Below are 20,065 nucleotides of genomic sequence, written 5' to 3' on the forward strand. Positions count from 1 at the left end.
TTGTTATAACCGTTAACATTACTCCCTTCTGCGGGTAACTTACGAATCACGCGAGGCCTTTATTTTTTCGATTGGCCGCATTATGCTATTTAGTTTGTTTTTATTTGTGCCATCTATGATTTCGTTGCTACATACACTAAGCCGCGCTTACAGTGGTCTATCGCGCGAGGTATGGTGGCTATCGTTAGGTACGCTCATCAACCGCGTAGGTACTTTGGTTATTATTTTCATGGCCTTATACCTCGAAAAGGAATTACATTTTTCCGTTCAGCAAATTGGAGTGGTCATGGCCATGTTTGGCACGGGTTCATTTGTGGGTGTGTTGCTTTCGGGATATCTCATCGACCGCTTTGGTTTTTTCCCTGTCATTGTTTTATCCTTAATTATCAGCAGCATCATGCTGCTCATTGCATCGTTTATCACTTCTTATTTCCTACTATGTTTAGTTACTTTCTTTATATCTTTCAGTGGCGATGCTTTTAGACCTGCTGCCAACACTGGCATTGCGCAATTGGCTACACCCGGAACATATACACGTTCCGTTGCATTGTATCGGTTGGCCATCAACCTTGGCTTTAGCATTGGCCCTGTTGCAGGGGGCATGGTAGCCTTGTTCAATTACAAGCTTATTTTTTATGCCGATTCGCTTACCTGTTTTCTGGCCGCTATCATTATTCTCATTGCGGTGAAGCCCTCCAAAATAGAAAGAGCAAACAACATCTCCATCAAACAATCATTTACCGGTGGGCCCTATAGCGATAAAATATTTTTGTGGTTTAGTTTATTCAATATCATTTATGCCATGTCATTTTTTCAAATGATTACAACCATATCCTTATACTACAACCATGTACATCACCTAAGCAGTCGCACCATTGGATTACTTTTTGGCCTCAACGGTTTTCTTGTTGTGTTAATCGAAATGATATTGATTTCTAAAATTGATGGTAAGCGTCACCCTTATTATTTTATTGTTGTAGGATGTGTATTGTTGTTGCTCAATTACCTCGCGCTTATTTTCAGCGTAAATATTTATTGGCTCGTTGCCGGTGTTATGCTTATAAGCTTTAGCGAAATGTTTGCCATGCCATTCATGATGAAAGCCATGATGCAACGTTGCAACGATAGCAATCGTGGTCAGTATACAGCTATGTATAGTCTTTGTTGGAGCATTGCACAAGTGCTATGCCCTCTTATGGTTACCAATTTAATTCACGCCTATAATTTTAATGCAGTTTGGGTTTTGTTTATTATTCTTATGGCCATTAGTGCAGGGGGATATTATTGGTTAGGCAAACGCGAAAAAAACATGACCGTATCCTAATACAATTTCATGTTGTAAAAGAAAAGCAATCGTTTACGATTACTTCCAAAAAAAAATATTCTGATAATAAAAACAAGTAGAAGAGAAGCTATTGCAATTACCTACGCACAAATCTTAAAACAAAGCATCCTCATCTGGCAAATCATCCATACGCGAAAACTTGCTAATTCTTGGTTGTGGGCCACCAAAAGCAGCAGGCGATGTTTCGTCCACAAGGCTGTAATTGGCATAGTCGGCAAACTTGGTGAGGTGATTAATAAACTGCAGATTCACCGTTTTCAGCGACCCGTTGCGATTTTTAGCCACAATAATTTCGGCAAGACCTGCCGTGCTGTTGTTGGCCTCATCTTCGGTAACACCGTAATATTCCGGACGATAAATAAAAATTACCATATCCGCATCCTGCTCTATCGCTCCTGATTCGCGCAAGTCGCTAAGTTGTGGCCGCTTAATGCCACCGCGCGTTTCCACACTACGGCTCAACTGCGATAAAGTTATTATAGGCACTTCAAGTTCTTTAGCAATACTTTTTAGCGAGCGCGATATGGTGCTTATCTCCTGTTCACGATTACCACGCTGCATTTCGCCACCGGCTTGCATCAACTGAAGGTAATCAACTATTATCAGTTCCACCTTGCGTTCGGCTACAAGCCTCCTGCACTTTGCCCGTAGTTCAAAAATCGATATTGCAGGAGTGTCATCAATATAAATGGGGGCTTCTTCCAACTGTTGAATTTTTTTGTTCAACTGCTGCCATTCCATTTCATTCAGGTTACCTTTACGTAATTTTTCACCACTAATTTCGGTTTCGCTACTTATCAAGCGGTTTACCAACTGCACACTACTCATCTCTAGCGAAAATACCGCTACCGCTTTCTTAAACTGCACCGCAGCATTGCGCGCCAGCGATAGTACAAAGGCAGTTTTTCCCATTCCCGGCCTTGCAGCTATAATTATTAAATCACTTTTTTGCCAGCCCGATGTTATGGCATCCAAATCGCTAAAGCCACTTGGTGTGCCTATCACCCCGTCTGGTTGGGCTGCTGCGCGTTCATATTCTTTTATGGCTTTGCTTATCAGCGTTTGCATATTATCATATTGCTTACGCAAATTTCCTTCGGCTATGGCAAACAAATTTTTCTCAGCCTTATCAAGCAATACGAGCACATCGGTTGTATCTTCAAAAGCATCTTTAATCGTTTCAGTACTTATGCGTATTAACTCACGCTGAATATATTTCTGAATAATAATTCGCGCATGAAACTCAATATTGGCAGCACTTGCCACACGGTTAGTCAACGTGCTTATATAATAGGGGCCACCAACTATACTCAGTTCGCCACGACTTTTAAGTTCATTCGTTACCGTTATCAAATCAATCGGCTGTGCTGTATGAAACAAATGTTGTATAGCAGCAAAAATTTTTCCGTTAGCCTCATCATAAAATGCCTCCGGCTTAAGCACATCAATAACGCTATTAAGAGCGTTTCGTTCAAGCAATATAGCACCCAACACAATTTGTTCCACATCACGAGCCTGCGGGGGCACCTTACCATGTTCATTGTACATCACCAAATTTGCAGCTACCTTAGCTGCACGCTTCTTTATACTTCTATCTGCTCCGGGCTCCATCTTTTATTGCTTTACTAGTTATCGTTTAAAGATAACTGATTGTGGGTTATTTTAATTGGGGACGCAAAAATACTTTTCAACCCAGCGCCTCAAAGGGAAATAATTTTGAATAGTTGTAAACAAGAATATAGTTGAAAAATTTTCTCCCTAAATTGTATCTATATTCCAACAAAAAGATTAAGGTAAAAAACAATCCGAAACCGCGGTCATCAACCTTACTAATTACAATAAGTTCCTGCTGTCCGTTATATCTTTTTTTTAAATGTGTTTGTATTAAAAACGCAAAAAAAAGGATGCCACTCCCATCAGGGTTAGTGATATTACGAAAGTCCCTTGGTTAATTAGTAATTCCATACCAATGCCGTTCTGTTCAGATGAATTACGATTATAATTGGAATATTCGTTTTATTAGGACAATTAGGTAAATCTTAAACAGACTCTTAACCAAGCCCTAAATCTGAAAATGATTTTCTATTATCTTCCTATTTCATTGCGAGCCACTTCCACTTAGCAACATCAACCCTACTAATATTTTATAACCTTGCATGCTAATTTTTCTTTGTTAGATTTTAGTTCAACTAAATAGAGCCCTGCAGGCCAGTTGGCAGCATTTATACTTTGGGTAAAGTAGCCACCCACCACCTTCAATCTTTCAACTTCCATCTTCAAACTGCCTTTGCCATCGTATACACTCATAGTTATGTCATCGGCTTTCATGCCACTTGCATTAATAAAAAACTTTTCCCAAGCCTCATGTAAGAAGAATTGAGTTTCTGTAAGAAAAACGTCAAATTTATAAAGTCTTTTACTAGTTGAGGTGGGTTATTGTGTTTAAAAAATTTGAATGATTACTACTGTTTGAAAGTAACAACTTCGCAGTGCCTCTAAAATTTTTGTATTGGCATTGCGCAACAGTTAGTTGCTTCAAGTATGGCTATAAAAACGCATTAGCTCTTCGTTTTTTTATTTACAAACGAAAGGTATTTTCGAAAGCTGATAAATTCGCCACCAAGTTTTTCGAGGTGAGGCGATTTTAATTGGCAGTCTATCAAACTAAACATGTTGCTTTGGCATAGGTAAAGCAAAGCCAGTTTACTGGTGTCGGGTTTCAGGTGAAACATGCTCTCGCCACAGAACACACTGCCTATTATAGTTCCATATAATCCTCCAACCAACTCATTGTTTTCAAAAACTTCCACGCTTTGCACCATACCTTCGTTATGTAATTGCAGGTAGCGGTCAAAAAATTCGTCTTCAATCCAGGTTGAATTTTCGTGATTACGTTTTACCGTAGCACAATGTTCCATTACCTCTTCAAAGCAGGTATTCATTTTTATCTCATACCTGCCACTATTCAATCGGTTTACAAGGTTGTTACTTACTTGTAGTTTGTCGGGGAATATTACAAACCTAGGTGATGGCGCATACCAGAAAAATAAGTCATCATGCTTGTGCCATGGGAATATGCCTAAGGAATAGGCACGCTTTATTCGCGCGATGGTAAAATCGGCTGTAATGGCTACCAAATCAGATACATCCCGCTTAAGCGGAATTACAAAATCGTCAGTTGGAAGCAAGAATAAATCTTCAAAACTTATTTTGTTGGACATACCCCATTATAATGGTGCAAGTTTACGTGCCTGTGCCGAATAATGTGAATGTGAATTTGAAATTTTTGTCAACAATTGGTTATAAGCTGTTATGTTACCCAACTGCCTATAACAGAGCAAGAGGTGGTACTCTGCCTCTTGCGAGAAAGCATTGATGTTGCCTGATAAAATAGATTGATAGCCTGCAATTGCTTTGGTATAATCCTGCATGAGCTCATAACATAATGCGGAATAAAAAATGCAGTTCTTATCGTCAGGATTGACTTTGCTCAGGCGCTCAAGCATATAAATAGCATCGGCATACTGCTGTTGGTGGATATGCTCAACTATCCCCGCAAATTGGAGGTGATAGTCTGCATGTATGTTTTCGGCATCGGCAAGCTGTTCATTTTTATCTTTATATTTAGCCTGTATGCCAAGGGCATCAGGCTCAATCATAGGTTTTGTTAGAGGTTTTATCAACTTATAATTCTCTATGTAAATAACATTGTCAAAGCTGAGCGAATACAATGACTTTGCTGCCTCTAGCGAGGTGTCGGTAATTTTTACGTTACGGGTTGCTAGTTTGGGCATGTCCATCCATTGCTCTATATGTGCTTCAATCTTTCCGCTTGTGGTATTCACTTTCTGATAAGCAATGAGAGTATCACCGGCAGCATGGTTTATTAATAGGGGTGCGATAAAGTTTTCGCTTTCGAGGGTTGGCTCTTTGGTTTGTTTTTGTTCCGTTTTTACAGGTTCACTTTTTTTATTGTTAAAAATGATGGTAACATATACACCTATAGTAACACACAATACTGCAACTACCAATAATACATGCCATAAATTAAATGTGGACGATAGTGGTTTGTGCTTTATCGATTTGCTCCTGGTGGCCGACCAGGTGTAGGGAAGCTGATAGAGTATTTTCTTGTCGGGAATTTGTACGGCACCATCGAGCGCTTCGCGGCATAAGTCGCACTGAGCAAGATGATGCTTTACCAGCTCCTGCTTTACTATATCCATAGTGCCGGTGCTGTATAGTTCAAGCTCGCGCGCTGTAAGATGTGTATGTGTACCCGCCTTATGCATTCCGTTTTTGCTCCAGGTATATTTTTAAATTTCGCTTCCCGTTTTGAATATGGCTCTTTACCTCTTTCAAACTATATCCGGTAAAGTTACTTATTTCGACATACGATTTTTTTTCGAGGTAAAATAACCGCACACATTCCTGCTGTGGTTTTTTTATGGTGTGCAAGGCTTCGTGCAAATGCGGCATGTATTGATCGAGTATGGCTGCATCATCCTGGATGGCCAGCTCCGTGTGGCTTGTTGTTTGTTCATTGAGCGGCACTTTGAGCGATTCTTTCTTTTGCACGGCCAGGCAATAGTTGCGTGTTACCGAGTGCAGCCACGAACCAAAGTTATTGATCTCGTATTTCTTAAGGTCAGTAAATAGTTTTTCGAAAATGGCAAGCACACCATCTTTGCACTCATCTTCGTTTTGAAGATACTTGTAACATATACTGTATACTAAGTGAGCATAGCGTTCGTATAAGATGCCAATACATTGGTTATCGTCACATTCCTTATAACGGCCTATTAGCTCGGTATCGCTATAGTCTGATATATGTTTTTTATTCCTGAACCACATGGTGGTTTTGTTTTTACAAAAGCAAAGTGTCCTGTTTGCTGCCATAAATGTAAACGTGCAAGTAGCATATTTGATATGCGTGCCGGCATTGTTGCACAAAAATGACAATACCCGCTTTATGGTTTTATGGAAAAGGGTAGGTGATTTATCTACTAAGCAATAAACAAGATGTTGAACAAAATAAAACCAATTAAAAAATGAAAAAGCAAAGTTATTTTATGATGTTGCTACTAGCAATTTGCAGCCTGTATGTGCAAGCACAAACTACCGATGGTGTCTTAAAAGGATTGATTGCAGATAGCACGAGCAAGAAGCCCATCGAAATGGCAACCGTTTTAGTATTGAGCCAAGGTGTAGAGGTTGCCAATACCTTTACGCTTGATGATGGACAGTATAGCATTAGTGCCTTAAAGCCTGGTAAATATACAGTTAAAGTATTTAAGGGCGGCTACGGAACTAAGGTGATGGAACAAGTAATGGTGAGTACCTCACGCATTACATTTCAAGATTTTTATTTGCCACAAGGCATCGATTTGCCTACAATTTCTGTAACGTATTTGCCTCCGGTAATTGAGAAAGACGATATCATGACCGCACGTAGAATAGATGCTACCGAAATACGCAAAAGTGTATTGCGCGATGTAAAAGATTTTGCACGCCTCTCAACCGGGGCAGTACAAAAACGGGAAGGTGGCGAAATTAATTTTCGCGGCTCACGCGGCAATGGCACACACTATATAGTTGATGGCATACGTATGGACGAAGGATTTAGCATGCCACGCAGTGCCATTGCCGAACTTGTTGTAATTACTGGAGGTGTACCGGCTATGTATGGCGATGCTACCGGTGGTATTATTGTTATTACTACCAAAGGTTTTTTTGGAAGCGGGGCGCAGTAATTAATTCTGACAAATGCGCTTGCACAGTTTGCATTACCAACCCATGCTGGCGCGAGCTATAAGCTCGCGCCAGCATTCGGGCGTGCAACATAAATTTCAACTGCTTTTTTGTTTTGCTAGGTTAATTTTACTATACAGAGATATTGTTAGCTTATCCATAGTGCAGTTTGAAAAAGCCAAACGCGTGTACGCTTGCAACAAATAACTATGGTTATTAATTTTGCAAGTACCTATATGTGAGTATGCCAATACATAATCACAAAATATATTGCGGCTTTTTTACAACGTGTTTATTAGACTGTTTGCAAAATCACTTTGTTGTCTGACTCAGTGGCAGGTCAACATTTATGTTGAAAAATACATTTTACCCATCATGCAAAGCTGAATCTATTTAATTACAAATTTCTTTGAGATGCTGCGTTTAGTGTATTCATCGCGTACATGGGCAATGTATATGCCTGAAGGCAAATGCGATGTTGGTATGTCCTTACTACTTACCATTTTTTGTTGCAACACAGATTGGCCCATTAGGTTATAAATATTAAAATAGGCCGGTCTGTTCGTGTGAATTAATATTTTATCAGGCAATATTTGTAGTGTAGCCACAAGCGCAGCAGTGGCAATACCGGTGTTAATAAATGCGGAAGCTGACGTACACCCATTGCTATCGGTAATAATCACATAATAGGTGTTGCTATCTGTTGCATAAAAATAGTTGGCAGTGCTTAGCACGTTTACACTGTCAGTTACATTGTACCATTGATAAGTGTAACCTAAAGGGGCAAAAATGGTATCGCCCGAGGTGCTTAAAAATACTGCATTTGGCGGGTTATGTACTATAATATAATTTGCAATAGTAAGTGTATCGCAACCGGTATTGTTGCAGGTTATGAGTGTAACATCGTAAGTGCCAGCATTAGCAAATACCACAGGTGGTGGATGCTGGCTGCCTGAATAAGAAGGAACACCCCCGGCAAAAATCCAAAACCACGAGTTGGCCTGACCACTACTGCTATCCACAAAAGTAATGGTGGCTGGTGCACACACGCTTGTATCGGTGCATGTAAATGATGTATGAGGCAATGCGCTGTATACACCCGAGGCCACCATGCAGCCATTGCTATCACTTATGAGTACGTAGTAATTGCCTGTATCGGGCAGTACAAAGAATGAATTGGTGGACAGTGCAGCGCTGTCGCCTACCGCAAACCATTGGTAGGCAAATGCGGCAGAGCAAAATAGCGTGTCGTTTTGTACGGTGATAACAGGTGGAGGCAAAGGCGGTATTTGATTAATAAATTGTGTAACGCTAAGTGTATCACACCCCGCACCATTGCAGGCTATGAGCGTAACATCAAAACTTCCTGCACTAGCATAGTATATGTTGACAGGGTTTTGCATAGTACTTATACTTGGCGAAGCACCCGAAAAAAACCACAGCCATTGTGTAGGATTATTGGTGCTAAGATCATAAAAATCTATAGCCTGCTTATCGCAAAATACAGAATCGGAAGATGCAATATTGCAAATGGGTAAAAGGGATGGGGTGCAGAAATTGGTGGTGGAAAATGTGTCACTATTAATCGACAACGCAACCGAATCGAACGCAAGCGGTGGTAATTGATTTAAACTAAAAGAAGTGGAATCGAAAAAATAAGGTAGTTGTACAAAAGCAAGAGTTTGTTGATAGCATCCGTTTGGCAAATTACCGTTGCTATCAACACTGAGCATATTAGCGGAATATTGATTTGACAGACTATCAATGTGGCTGCCCACCGAAATAATTGCATCATTCGATAATGAAATGCCACCAAAGTATGCTTGCGTCTTGGTTGGATACATGTAGGCCCAATTTATATTGCCGGTATTTGTAGAATTTGTAATGCATTTATCAGCCGTGCCTGGCGCATTGAATTTTACGAGCGTACAATAAGTTGAATCATTTTTAATTACCGTTTGCAAGGCTCTTGTATTGGTGTTTTGCAATTGATATTGGAATGCACTTTGTGAATTTAAATTGCTGTCTATTTCAATTAAAAAATAATTTTCTTGATTTCCAAAAGCCACATGGTTTCCTCCACTACAAAGTATGTTTTTGTTAGGAAGTTCTGCAAGATGATATATGCCTTCATCATATGCGGTGTAAAACATTTTGGTTTGCAGCAAATTGCCTTGCTCATCAAGTAAAAGTAATAAATTATCCATGTCAGTAAGTTGATTGGCTGTATTTCCCCATCCAGCAACTAGTATATTTCCATTGCTTAATTCACATAAAGTGTTGCCCCACTCTATGTAATTGGTGCCTAAATTATTTTGCCATACTTGATTACCATTTTTATCGACTTTAATAATACTAGTATTGCATGTGCTATTGCTATAATCCGAGAGGCCCACGGTTACAATGCCTGAGTCTTTGGTTTCAATTAAATCAAAGGGCCAATCATCGTTGCTGCCGCCAAAGTATTTTATCCATATTTTATTGAGCGACAAATCAAATTTTGCAATAAAGAAATCATTGTTACCGCCATTAATATTGCTATAGCCAGCACAAACAATTTGATTTTCCTTTGTAATAATTAGTTTACGGATTTCATCACCTTTTGTGCTATTAATCTCAACAGCATTTTTGATATTGCCTGTTTCATCTATTAAAAGTAAATTTGCCGTGGTAGTATTGTTGAATGTGGAAAGCGAAGAACCGCCAACTACATAGCCACTATCTGAAAACTGAATCGTTGTAAATTTGTCGTTACCCGTTTTGTTGTATTGTTTAATAAATGTGTTTTGGCCTTGGCAAACGATAACATGAAACAATTGTATTGTGAATATGAATTTTATTACGTTGTTTTTACCAAACATTTTGTACAGAGGATTATTGATGTAAATATATGAAAGAATCGGAATAGAGAAAATAAAAGAACAAACCAAAGCACAATGGAACAATACACCGTGCGGGCAAATCGGTGATATAACATACACCCTCGATTACTTTGAGAATGTGGAAAAATATCGGTACGAAGAATATGCACCCTGGATGAAAAATTATTTTGAATACGATAAGCAAAAAGGGAAAAAGCTGCTTGAAGTTGGTTTTGGACAAGGAACTGATTTGATTCAATACGCAAAAGGTGGTGCCGATGTTTATGGTATCGACCTTACACCTCATCATTTTGATTTAGCATCGTTAAATTTCAAATTGCGAAATTTAAATGCGAACTTAACCTTGGGCGATGCTTCCAAACTTCCTTATGAAAATAATTTTTTCGATAAGGTTTCGTCATTTGGTGTTTTGCATCATACTCCCGATATTGAAAAATGTGTTGACGAAGTTTTTCGAGTACTTAAACCGAATGGTGAATTTATTATTGGGCTGTATTATAAAGACAGCTTTTTTCATTACTGGACAAAATGTTTTTTAGATGGAATTGTCAAGTTTGGATTTTTACGACTTGGTTATGATGGAAATCTTAGCACACTCGAAGCCGGTGCCGATGGAAAAAAATATAAACCTTACATAAAACTATTTACAAAAAAGATGATGCGACAATTGCTATCAAAATTTCAAATTGACGCGCTCGATATACGCCACCTAAATAGAGAAGATATTCCTTTGCTTGGTAAACTATTTACCGATGGCATGTTGCAAAAATACAGCACCCGTTATGGATGGTACATTTTAGCAAAGTGCACAAAAAAATAAACTATTTTTTGTTCCGCGTTGCGAGGTAGAAGCCTGTAGCTATGGAGGGCCACCACTCACCAAGTTTTCGGGTGAGTGCCATTATTGGTTTTACACCACTAAAAAGCATATCGCTAAATCCACCTGAAAAAAATACGGAACCGCGTGTTTCAAATACTTCAAAATTATGCTTGGCACACAATGCCTTTATCGAATTTAAAGTAAACCTGCGTACATGTGGCGAATGCGCGATGGTTGAAGGATATTTACTTACATAGGTATCTGATTTCAATCTGATATAATTAAATGCCTGAGAAATGTAAAGAAATCTGAAAACCCTGCGGAAATTCAAGTGCGCCCAAAATATTTCTTCAAATTCATGCCAACCAAAACCATTAGGCACGGTTACAATCATAATTCCTTCGGGTTTCAATTTCGCCTTTAGTAATTCTACAATAGCGTCAATATCGCTTTTTTCAATATGCTCAAATACTTCTGATGCAAGAATATAATCGAAGTGATTATCGGGAAAAGTGTTGAGGTCTTTACAAAATAATCGATCCTGTGGCAAACCATGCTCTGCAAATATTTTGTTACCTAGATCGATAGAGGCTTTGTCTAAATCAATACCAATGCAATTGTAACCATCTTGTGTAAGTTGCGATGTAATCATTATTCCAGTGCCACAACCAAACTCTAAACCAAGTTGCTCTTTTGTCACAAATTTTTTAAACCATGTAAGGCGATATTTATGCCCCCAAATGTTTTCGTTAATTTTTATCATCGATACTGTTTTTTAATTGAAAGAAATTTAAATAGAATAACAAAAAATACATATCCATAAGCAACCAATGTTGAAATAGAAACACCAATTAAACCGTAAGACTTTATTAGCAGAAAATTACAAATAATATTAAGTGCCAAACTGATTATCCAATGTTTAATTAGGAATGGGACGAGTTTTATTTTATAAATGAATTGTGCGATTATAGATTCCAAACTTAACAAAATACTTGCAGAAAGTAAAATGATAAACGGAATTACTCCAATGCTATAGTCTTTATGGAAGAGCAAATCAAATATTATTGAAATAAAGGGTAGTAAAATTATAAACGTTGCGAACATAATCATTGAATTGTACTTAACAATGTTGAGAGTTTTATCCGCCATCTCAGATTGAGTTGATAATTTTGCAAATTTATTTATCATCAATCCCGAAATAACAGTTCCAATAATATTCATGTTTTCCGCAAGACCCACCACCAAACTATAGACACCCATGTCCTTTGGTTCAAGATAATTTTTCACAAAATAAATATCAATTCTATAAACTAGAAATGCAATAAGGTTGACAACATGTAGCTGAAAAGAGAAACCTAAATTTTCGCGCAGTGTATTTAAATTGGGCTTAAATTTTGAAAAGTTTCTTTTATAAATGTTATGTGAATATAAAACAGACAATATAATTGTTGAAAAAATTAAAATCACCAATGCTTTTTTAAAATCAATGATTGAAAACGAAATCAGTAACACAATCAAAATCAAGTTTAATAATTTACCAAATGACTCGTACCGATTGGTTTCCTTAATTTGATCCAAGCCCATAACAACACTTTTGCACATCATATTATACAATGTGAACGAACATAATAATGCAAATGCTACACCCGAAAGCCAATTTGAATTTTCATTGATTTGTATCAGTTGAAAAAATAAAAAGGAAACTATGGCTGATATAATGCAAACAATAATGGAATTACTCCAAATTTTGGAAGTTAAAGATTTGTCCTCAGTAATAAAATATTGATTGGTTGAAATGAGGCCTAAGCTGGTAATTTGAACAAATAAGAGTGCATTGTTGTAAATATAGCCATACTGCCCATAGCCATCAGCTTTAAGATAGTTTGATAAAAAATAAATAATCAAGAAGCTACAACCTACAAGAGCAATTCTGAAAATGAATGTATCAAGAACCTGATGAAAAAATCAGATTTATATATTGAATTGAATTTGCTCACGAAGGCTTTTTGAGACATTGAAAATACTATTTATTTGAAACTTGCAATAGCGAAAATCAACTCTCGTGTTTTTGGAAACAAAATATTTGCAATAATTGAAAATGGTTTGGTTATAAAATTGCGGAAATTGATTTGTCTTGTTGGTGAGTAATTGTACATTTTTAATTTGTCAATTTTAAAATCCGCAATTGCTAATAAGTCAATCATTTCTTGTGGTGTATATTCGTGATGGTGGCCAATAAAAGGTATTCTTGATTTATAAATGATTTTAATATTGGGCAATGGAGACATTCCCATCATAAAATTAAATCGATTTTTTATGTATAAAATATTCGGTGTGTCAAAGCAAAACTTGCCGGAATTTTTTAGCATTTTTTTTACATTTTCCATGAAAAATGAAAGTGAATGAGGATAATGTTCAATAACAGCCATCACACAAACCATATCAAACTTATCTCCGGAGTATGTTACCTCAAAAGGATCAAAGTCAATAATCTTTACACCTTTTTTATTCAAGAATTGGAAAAACGGATTGAAATATTCACTATAATATTTTAAAGCTTCAGTCATGGAAACTTCAAAGCCTAATTGCAGCATTGTAAGTGGAAAGGCACCCCAAAAGCCGCCAACATCTACTATTGTTTTGACATTGTTTTCTGCAGCTGTAACGTATAAATCATAATATCGATTGCCTGATGCTTTTAGATAAACTTTTAAATCCATGTTTTCTATAGTCCATCCAACATTGTGGAATGATATTTCATTAACAATATCATTAGACATGTAATTTATAATTTCTGAAGTATTTTTATCGTAAATTTCGAGAAAGCTTTTTCTTGAATGCATATAAATCCAATTTTGAAGTTGGCGAAGATAGTATTTGTATCTTTAATTATTTGTTTGGCCCAAATTGCAACTGAACATGTAAGTATTGGAATAGCAGATGAATGGTTGGAAATATTTTAGCCATTGCAATTAGACTTTTTTTTAAGTGATATTTATGTTATGTTTGAGCTAAAAAATGGAAATGAAAAAGAAAATATCTCTAATTTGTTTTTCTTTATTTATCATTATGTTAGCACAAGCCCAACCTGGTCAATGGACTTGGGTTAATGGAGTAAGTACAACAAATTATCAAGGGATGGCTGGAACAAAGGGAGTAGCAAGCCCTAACAATACACCCCTCTCTCATTATTCGGGCTGTAATTGGATTGATAGCAATAAAAATTTATGGATTTATGGTGGATATAATGCAGGCGATGCCTTATGGAAATATGATGTTAGTGTTAATCAATGGACTTGGGTTAATGGTGCAACTAATAGCAATTATGTTTCACCATTTATGGTGTTAAAGGTATTCCATCAATCTTTAATACCCCTGGTAGTAGGTATTTTACTGCCAATGGTTGGACTGATTCATCAAACAATCTTTGGCTGATGGGTGGTTATAGTGGAAATTTCTTGAACGATGTGTGGAAGTATGACATCACCATTAATCAATGGACGTGGATTAGTGGAACAAGCATTGCAAACAACGTTGGCAATTATGGCACAAAAAATATACCCGGCACAAATAATATTTTGCCTTGCAATTCTGAGAATTCATGCTCTTGGGTAGATTCCGCAAATAATGTTTGGGTTTTTGGCGGTATGAATCCATCTGGAGTTTTGGATGCAATGTGGCGTTATTTCCCTTCTACAAATATGTGGGCTTGGGAGTCAGGAACAAGTAATTATTATGTACCTCGAAATTCTGGCACTAAAAATATACCGGCTGCTTCGAATTCACCTGGTGGTAGATTTGTCCAAGGTTGTTGGAACGATGATGCAGCAAATTTATATTTATATGGAGGGTGCTCATACCCAAGCAACATTTTTTTTTATGATGATGTATGGCGCTTCAATATTAATAACAAACTGTGGACATGGGTAGGAGGTTCAACAAACATTGATTACTTAGGAATTCAAAATTCAATTTGTGATACTATTTTTTCAAATATGCCACAATATAGATTTGAAGTTCGTTCAAAAGCAAAAGATAATTGTAATAATTTTTGGTTTTTAGGTGGCTCGGTTAATTATGCTGGTTATAACCAATGGAATGATTTGTGGGTATATGAAACAAATACTGATAAATGGATTTGGGTTGGAGGAAGTAGCAGTCAGAATGGATCTGGGTCTTATGGTATTAAGGGGATTTCATCACCTTTGAATCAACCACCTTCTCGAGGTGGATCTTATAATTGGTTTGATGCCACAGGTAATTTATTTGTATTTGGTGGTGATGGACCAGGTTTTGATTTCTATAGTGACGTTTGGAAATTTGTTCCCGATCCAAATTGCGTTTCCTATTTGTACAATCAACACCGCCCCCATCGTCTCATTCTACTCAAGCGACACTGTTTTATGCGAAAAAAGTGCGATAGATTTTTTTGATATAAGCACCAACAATCCTACACAGTGGCAATGGTCGTTTCCGGGTGCGAGTCCATCATCGTCTACAGTACAAAATCCAACAGGAATTTATTATCCAACTTATGGTACTTATCCTGTAACACTTGTTGCAACCAATGCTAATGGCAGCGACTCGCTAACGATAACCCAATATATTACTGTGGTTGCAAACCCCCCGGCACCATCGGTTACAGTAAACGGTAGCTTTATGTGTTGTAATAATGTTGCCATTTGGTATCAATGGTATTATAATAATGTTGCAATACCCAATGCAAATGCAATGTGCTATACTGCAATGCAGCCCGGCAATTATTATGTGTTGATTACGGACAGTAATGGATGCAATTCGGGCAGTGGGCAAATAGTAATATCTGTGGTATCGCTAAGTGAAATCAGTGTTGGAATTAATTTTAATGCATGGTATGATGCTACTGTGGGCAATGTAAATGTGGTTATAAATAAAAGAAATAATGAGATAGCAACTATAACGATATACGATGTGTTAGGCCAAGCTATAATGCAGCTAAAAGAAGAAAATTATGAAGGCAATATAATTAAGGTTATCCCTTTACCTTTTATTGCAAAAGGAATTTACATGATAGAAGTTGCCACAAGGCAAAAAACTTGCACGAGCAAGTTGATGATACACTAGCTCATAATAAGCATTTTTGTAAGCGCAACAATTTATTTTAGGCAAGTGTAAATACTTTATGGTGCAGTAATTATGTTGCACCGTAAAACAATTTTAAAAAGCAGGCAAGGGTATTGTGAGTAAAGTTGAAACAGGTGGCCACCATTATGTTGGAGGCTGCAAGTAGCCTTAGTTGCCAAAACATACATGGATGCCACTACTCAAGCAAAGTAGAAAATGGCTGCCTGCCTTAAACCAAAAACCAACAGTTTTGTAGATGAAGCCGAGGGCATAATAGAAAAAGCCAATACGTATTTCGAAGAACTAAAAGGCTAGGGTAGTGAGGCAAAAAAAGAACACTTTGGAGTTGTCAAAAATTTTATGAGACATTTTTTTTTGAAGGCAAAAGAAGGGAAGTAGCTCCACCTGAAAAGTAATCCTAATAATTAACAGGCAAAAAAGAAAGCCACACATAAGCAACCATCTTTTATGGTGCAACATTGATATTACGATTAAGCACCTGCCACCCTATTTGCAACAGAATATTTTTTATACCGAAGTATAAATCTGGACATGGTTGATATACGGAGGGTTAATGTTTTTGTCACTAACCCTGATGGGAGTGGCATCCTTTTTTTTATCGTACTTAATACAAACACACGTAAAAAAAAGATAGAACGTACAGCAGGAACATATGGTAATTAGCACGGTAGCTGTTCGAGGTTTCTAATTATTGAAATGTTGTGTGGCCCGATGGTTAGGCGCAATGGAATTATCGTTGTGCAAACCGTAAAGCAGATGCAATGGAGTGTTAAGCAGCAATTATTTCAAAGTATTTTTGGCACATCAATTGAAAATAGGCGGGGAGGCTATTATTTAAGAAGTTAGCACGCCATTTTGACTTATAAACAAAACTATTTTTATGGACGATAATATGTTGCAAATACCGCTAGGCGCGCTTGCTGACGATGAAACAGAGATAATGCCGATAATAAATCAACAGGAAGAGGAAGATTGGGATTCGAAACAGGTGCCTGAGGTACTGCCAATTTTGCCTTTACGAAATACGGTTCTTTTTCCGGGTGTGGTAATTCCAATAACAGTTGGGCGCGATAAGAGTATTAAACTTATTAAAGATGCTTACAGAGGTAAGCGCATAATAGGAGTAGTGTCGCAAAAAGAAACCACTACCGAAGATCCGGTGTTTGCTGATTTGAACACAGTTGGTACGGTGGCCACCATACTTAAAACGCTGCACATGCCCGATGGCAATACCACCGTAATTATACAAGGGCGTTTGCGTATGGAGCTGCTCGAGCAAGTGGCTGATGAGCCTTACATAACTGCCCGTATAAAACTAATACACGATAGTAAGCCGGCAAAAAGCGACAAGGAGTTTGGTGCCACTGTTGATGCTATAAAGGATGTGGCTTTGCAAATTATAAAACTCAATCCGCAAATTCCGGCCGAGGCAGGCTTTGCCATCAAGAATATTGAGAGTGCTGCTTTTCTTGTTCACTTTATTTCGAGCAACATGAATATCGAAATGGTAAAAAAGCAAGAGATACTTGAAGTAGTTGAACTAAAAAGCCGCAGCATAAAAGTACTGGAGCATTTAAACCACGAGTTGCAATTGCTGGAACTTAAAAATCAAATTAACAGCAAAGTAAAAGTAGATATAGATAAGCAACAGCGCGAGTACTATCTGCATCAGCAACTAAGGCAAATACAAGAGGAGCTTGGTGGTACCAATCCCGATAAGGAAGTTGCTGAAATACGCGAACGTGGTAAGGCAAAAAAATGGAACGAAGCTACTGCTGCACATTTCAATAAGGAGGTAGAGCGATTGTCGCGCCTCAATCCTGCCAGTGCCGAGTATTCGGTATCGATGAACTATCTGGATACGCTGCTTCAAATTCCGTTTGGAGAATATACCAACGATAACTTCGACCTCAAGAATGCGCAACAGATACTTGAAAAAGATCATTTTGGATTGGAGAAAATTAAAGCACGTATACTTGAATACTTGGCGGTACTAAAATTGAAAGGCGATATGAAGTCGCCCATCATCTGCTTATATGGCCCTCCGGGAGTTGGAAAAACTTCGCTGGGAAAATCGATAGCATCATCGCTGGGGCGCAACTATGTGCGTGTATCGTTGGGTGGTGTGCATGATGAGGCCGAAATACGCGGACATCGCAAAACATACATTGGCGCTATGCCCGGACGCATTATTCAAAGTTTGAAAAAAGCAAAGTCGTGCAATCCTGTATTTGTACTTGACGAGATTGATAAGCTTGCCAACTCCATGCATGGCGACCCTAGCAGCGCACTGCTCGAAGCCCTCGACCCTGAACAAAATACCACCTTCTACGATAATTACCTCGAAGTAGATTTCGACCTTTCCAAAGTATTGTTTATTGCTACTGCCAATAACCTAAGTACCATACAACCTGCCTTGTTAGACCGCATGGAGGTAATAGAAATAAGTGGTTACACTATTGAAGAGAAAGTTCAAATAGCATCAAAGTATCTTATACCTAAGCAACTTGAAGCCCATGGCCTAAAGAAAAAGCAATTGAGTTTGAACGACAAAATAATTGAAAAAATTATAGATGAGTACACCAGCGAGTCGGGTGTGCGTAACCTCGAAAAGCAGATAGCAAGCATTACCCGCGGTATAGCCAAGATGGTAGCAATGGAAGAAAAATATGCGCCCGTAATAAATACAGAGCAGGTAGAAACCATATTAGGTACGCCCCGCTTTATGCGCGACAAGCAACTAAACAACGATGTGGCAGGTGTAGTTACAGGCCTTGCCTGGACACAAGTAGGCGGCAGCGTATTGTTTATAGAAAGTAGCCTGAGCAAAGGCAGCGGCAAGCTTACCCTAACCGGCAACCTTGGCGATGTAATGAAGGAGTCAACCACCATTGCCCTTGCCTATATAAAAGCAAATGCTGCCAGGTTTAACCTTAAGCCCGAAATATTCGAAAAGTGGGACATACATGTGCATGTGCCCGAAGGTGCTACTCCCAAAGATGGCCCCTCGGCAGGTATAACCATGTTGACATCACTCGTATCGCTGCTCACTCAACGCAAGGTAAAAAATAAAATAGCCATGACCGGAGAAATTACCCTGCGTGGCAAAGTACTGCCCGTAGGCGGTATTAAAGAAAAAATACTTGCCGCCAAACGCATCGGAATTAAAGAAGTAATTCTATGTGCCGAAAACAAAAAAGACATTGACGAAATAAAACCCGTGTATATAAAAGACCTTACCTTCCATTATGTAAAAACAATGACCGAGGTACTTGATATTGCCCTGCTCAACGAGAAGGTAAAAAAATGCTGTGCCAGTAAGCGCGTAATATTTTACGGGTTAGCATTAAGTGTATAGCCACCACCAATTCCTTATTCGAAACCGCGTACAGTTGCCGTGCTATTAACCATGAGTTCCTGCTGTACGTTCTATCTTTTTTTTTACGTGTGTTTGAATTAGTAAAAAAAAAAGGATGCCACTCCCATCAGGGTTAGTGATAGCACATGAATGCTCCGGTTAAATAATTTATCCAACAACTAATACAACATCCGTTTACAAAAAAAGTGGACAGGGGGCGGGTTAGCTTTTAATCTGGTTTTTAAGCGCAACGTGCGCAAGGTAAATATGCACCAAGAACGCTAAGTATATGAAACTAATTTCCGCAGTTACAACTAAGCGAACTTTGCGAAAATCTTAGCGCTCTTAGCGGTTAAAGAGTAATGTATTAACAACCGCAAAGGCCGCAAAGGAAATGCGCGCAAAGCGCGCTAAGGGTATGAACTAAAGAAGACAGTGATGTGCCGTTTTTAGGAGCAAATCACAAGTGCATAACTTGTATTAATTCTACTCACACTTCCTTTGACCAACTTTATTTTGGAGTAAATCAACTTTACGTACTCGAAGGACACGCTACTGCACACTTTCAATTTACGCTCCGTTTGCAAACACCTCAATATCCTAGATAAAGTGTTTTGCCTCCATAATAGACACACGTTTTGTTGGTGTTTCACTTAATTCCGAATTAGGATTAAAAAGTATTTGTTTCGTAGATGAGTTAAAACCTCAGTTTATTAATTTTTCTAACAATCTATAACCTATACAAGAGCAATGTAATTTAGTTTGGTATCGGCCGATTGTTTTAT

Annotated in this window: 16 protein-coding genes; 7 read left to right on the forward strand and 9 right to left on the reverse strand. The window is 38.0% G+C overall.

Annotated features, from left to right (window positions below):
* Positions 1 to 115: 115 nt before the first annotated feature.
* On the forward strand, positions 116 to 1,324 hold the full coding sequence (locus tag IPO27_13885) for an MFS transporter (protein MBK8847563.1): 1,209 nt from the start codon (positions 116 to 118) through the stop codon (positions 1,322 to 1,324).
* 114 nt (positions 1,325 to 1,438) lie between these two features.
* On the opposite strand, the gene dnaB is transcribed toward IPO27_13885, so the two are convergent.
* From dnaB to IPO27_13910, 5 genes are all read right to left on the reverse strand, one after another.
* A complete protein-coding gene (gene dnaB, locus IPO27_13890) occupies positions 1,439 to 2,956 on the reverse strand; it encodes a replicative DNA helicase (GenBank protein MBK8847564.1) in 1,518 nt (505 codons plus the stop codon).
* A 525-nt stretch (positions 2,957 to 3,481) separates the two neighbouring features.
* Complete coding sequence (locus IPO27_13895; GenBank protein MBK8847565.1) at positions 3,482 to 3,673, reverse strand: T9SS type A sorting domain-containing protein; 192 nt, start codon at positions 3,671 to 3,673, stop codon at positions 3,482 to 3,484.
* Between the two features lie 230 nt (positions 3,674 to 3,903).
* Entirely contained in the window at positions 3,904 to 4,566 is a 663-nt protein-coding gene (locus IPO27_13900) for a leucyl/phenylalanyl-tRNA--protein transferase (GenBank protein MBK8847566.1), read from the reverse strand.
* 6 nt (positions 4,567 to 4,572) lie between these two features.
* Entirely contained in the window at positions 4,573 to 5,637 is a 1,065-nt protein-coding gene (locus IPO27_13905; protein MBK8847567.1) for a CDC27 family protein, read from the reverse strand.
* Positions 5,630 to 6,199 (reverse strand): sigma-70 family RNA polymerase sigma factor, encoded by a 570-nt coding sequence (locus tag IPO27_13910; GenBank protein ID MBK8847568.1) that lies wholly within the window; start codon positions 6,197 to 6,199, stop codon positions 5,630 to 5,632. The genes IPO27_13905 and IPO27_13910 overlap by 8 nt, the downstream gene beginning before the upstream one ends.
* 197 nt (positions 6,200 to 6,396) lie before the next feature.
* Between IPO27_13910 and IPO27_13915 the strand changes: the two genes are divergently transcribed.
* Complete coding sequence (locus IPO27_13915) at positions 6,397 to 7,098, forward strand: carboxypeptidase regulatory-like domain-containing protein (GenBank protein ID MBK8847569.1); 702 nt, start codon at positions 6,397 to 6,399, stop codon at positions 7,096 to 7,098.
* A gap of 387 nt (positions 7,099 to 7,485) precedes the next feature.
* Here IPO27_13915 and IPO27_13920 read toward each other — a convergent pair whose 3' ends face one another.
* Positions 7,486 to 9,957: a T9SS type A sorting domain-containing protein gene (locus tag IPO27_13920; protein ID MBK8847570.1), complete on the reverse strand. Its 2,472-nt coding sequence runs from the start codon at positions 9,955 to 9,957 to the stop codon at positions 7,486 to 7,488.
* A gap of 139 nt (positions 9,958 to 10,096) precedes the next feature.
* Here IPO27_13920 and IPO27_13925 point away from each other — a divergent pair, with 139 nt between their 5' ends.
* Entirely contained in the window at positions 10,097 to 10,798 is a 702-nt protein-coding gene (locus IPO27_13925) for a class I SAM-dependent methyltransferase (GenBank protein ID MBK8847571.1), read from the forward strand.
* A 1-nt stretch (position 10,799) separates the two neighbouring features.
* On the opposite strand, the gene IPO27_13930 is transcribed toward IPO27_13925, so the two are convergent.
* The 3 genes from IPO27_13930 to IPO27_13940 form a co-directional block, all read right to left on the reverse strand.
* The gene (locus IPO27_13930; GenBank protein MBK8847572.1) at positions 10,800 to 11,561 is read right to left on the reverse strand and encodes a class I SAM-dependent methyltransferase; all 762 of its coding nucleotides are present in this window, start codon (positions 11,559 to 11,561) and stop codon (positions 10,800 to 10,802) included.
* On the reverse strand, positions 11,558 to 12,703 hold the full coding sequence (locus IPO27_13935; GenBank protein ID MBK8847573.1) for an oligosaccharide flippase family protein: 1,146 nt from the start codon (positions 12,701 to 12,703) through the stop codon (positions 11,558 to 11,560). The genes IPO27_13930 and IPO27_13935 overlap by 4 nt, the downstream gene beginning before the upstream one ends.
* A gap of 122 nt (positions 12,704 to 12,825) precedes the next feature.
* Complete coding sequence (locus IPO27_13940; GenBank protein ID MBK8847574.1) at positions 12,826 to 13,641, reverse strand: hypothetical protein; 816 nt, start codon at positions 13,639 to 13,641, stop codon at positions 12,826 to 12,828.
* Between the two features lie 181 nt (positions 13,642 to 13,822).
* Between IPO27_13940 and IPO27_13945 the strand changes: the two genes are divergently transcribed.
* The 4 genes from IPO27_13945 (at position 13,823) to lon (ending at position 19,280) form a co-directional block, all read left to right on the forward strand.
* Positions 13,823 to 14,233, forward strand: coding sequence for a hypothetical protein (locus IPO27_13945; GenBank protein MBK8847575.1), 411 nt, complete (start codon positions 13,823 to 13,825; stop codon positions 14,231 to 14,233).
* Entirely contained in the window at positions 14,233 to 15,231 is a 999-nt protein-coding gene (locus tag IPO27_13950; protein MBK8847576.1) for a hypothetical protein, read from the forward strand. Before IPO27_13945 ends, IPO27_13950 begins: the two co-directional genes overlap by 1 nt.
* Positions 15,119 to 15,901, forward strand: coding sequence for a T9SS type A sorting domain-containing protein (locus IPO27_13955; GenBank protein ID MBK8847577.1), 783 nt, complete (start codon positions 15,119 to 15,121; stop codon positions 15,899 to 15,901). Before IPO27_13950 ends, IPO27_13955 begins: the two co-directional genes overlap by 113 nt.
* A 901-nt stretch (positions 15,902 to 16,802) precedes the next feature.
* On the forward strand, positions 16,803 to 19,280 hold the full coding sequence (lon, locus tag IPO27_13960) for an endopeptidase La (protein ID MBK8847578.1): 2,478 nt from the start codon (positions 16,803 to 16,805) through the stop codon (positions 19,278 to 19,280).
* Positions 19,281 to 20,065 lie beyond the last annotated feature (785 nt).

Source organism: Bacteroidota bacterium, from assembly GCA_016714535.1.
In the GTDB taxonomy this organism is placed as follows: domain Bacteria; phylum Bacteroidota; class Bacteroidia; order AKYH767-A; family OLB10; genus JADKFV01.

Bases quoted from the DNA above. Each gene is read 5' to 3' on its own strand.
- IPO27_13885 (MBK8847563.1), top strand. From the start codon at position 116: ATGATTTCGTTGCTACATACACTAAGCCGCGCTTACAGTGGTCTATCG.
- dnaB (MBK8847564.1), bottom strand. From the start codon at position 2,956: ATGGAGCCCGGAGCAGATAGAAGTATAAAGAAGCGTGCAGCTAAGGTA.
- IPO27_13895 (MBK8847565.1), bottom strand. From the start codon at position 3,673: ATGAAAGCCGATGACATAACTATGAGTGTATACGATGGCAAAGGCAGT.
- IPO27_13900 (MBK8847566.1), bottom strand. From the start codon at position 4,566: ATGTCCAACAAAATAAGTTTTGAAGATTTATTCTTGCTTCCAACTGAC.
- IPO27_13905 (MBK8847567.1), bottom strand. From the start codon at position 5,637: ATGCATAAGGCGGGTACACATACACATCTTACAGCGCGCGAGCTTGAA.
- IPO27_13910 (MBK8847568.1), bottom strand. From the start codon at position 6,199: ATGTGGTTCAGGAATAAAAAACATATATCAGACTATAGCGATACCGAG.
- IPO27_13915 (MBK8847569.1), top strand. From the start codon at position 6,397: ATGAAAAAGCAAAGTTATTTTATGATGTTGCTACTAGCAATTTGCAGC.
- IPO27_13920 (MBK8847570.1), bottom strand. From the start codon at position 9,957: ATGTTTGGTAAAAACAACGTAATAAAATTCATATTCACAATACAATTG.
- IPO27_13930 (MBK8847572.1), bottom strand. From the start codon at position 11,561: ATGATAAAAATTAACGAAAACATTTGGGGGCATAAATATCGCCTTACA.
- IPO27_13940 (MBK8847574.1), bottom strand. From the start codon at position 13,641: ATGCATTCAAGAAAAAGCTTTCTCGAAATTTACGATAAAAATACTTCA.
- IPO27_13945 (MBK8847575.1), top strand. From the start codon at position 13,823: ATGAAAAAGAAAATATCTCTAATTTGTTTTTCTTTATTTATCATTATG.
- IPO27_13950 (MBK8847576.1), top strand. From the start codon at position 14,233: ATGGGTGGTTATAGTGGAAATTTCTTGAACGATGTGTGGAAGTATGAC.
- lon (MBK8847578.1), top strand. From the start codon at position 16,803: ATGGACGATAATATGTTGCAAATACCGCTAGGCGCGCTTGCTGACGAT.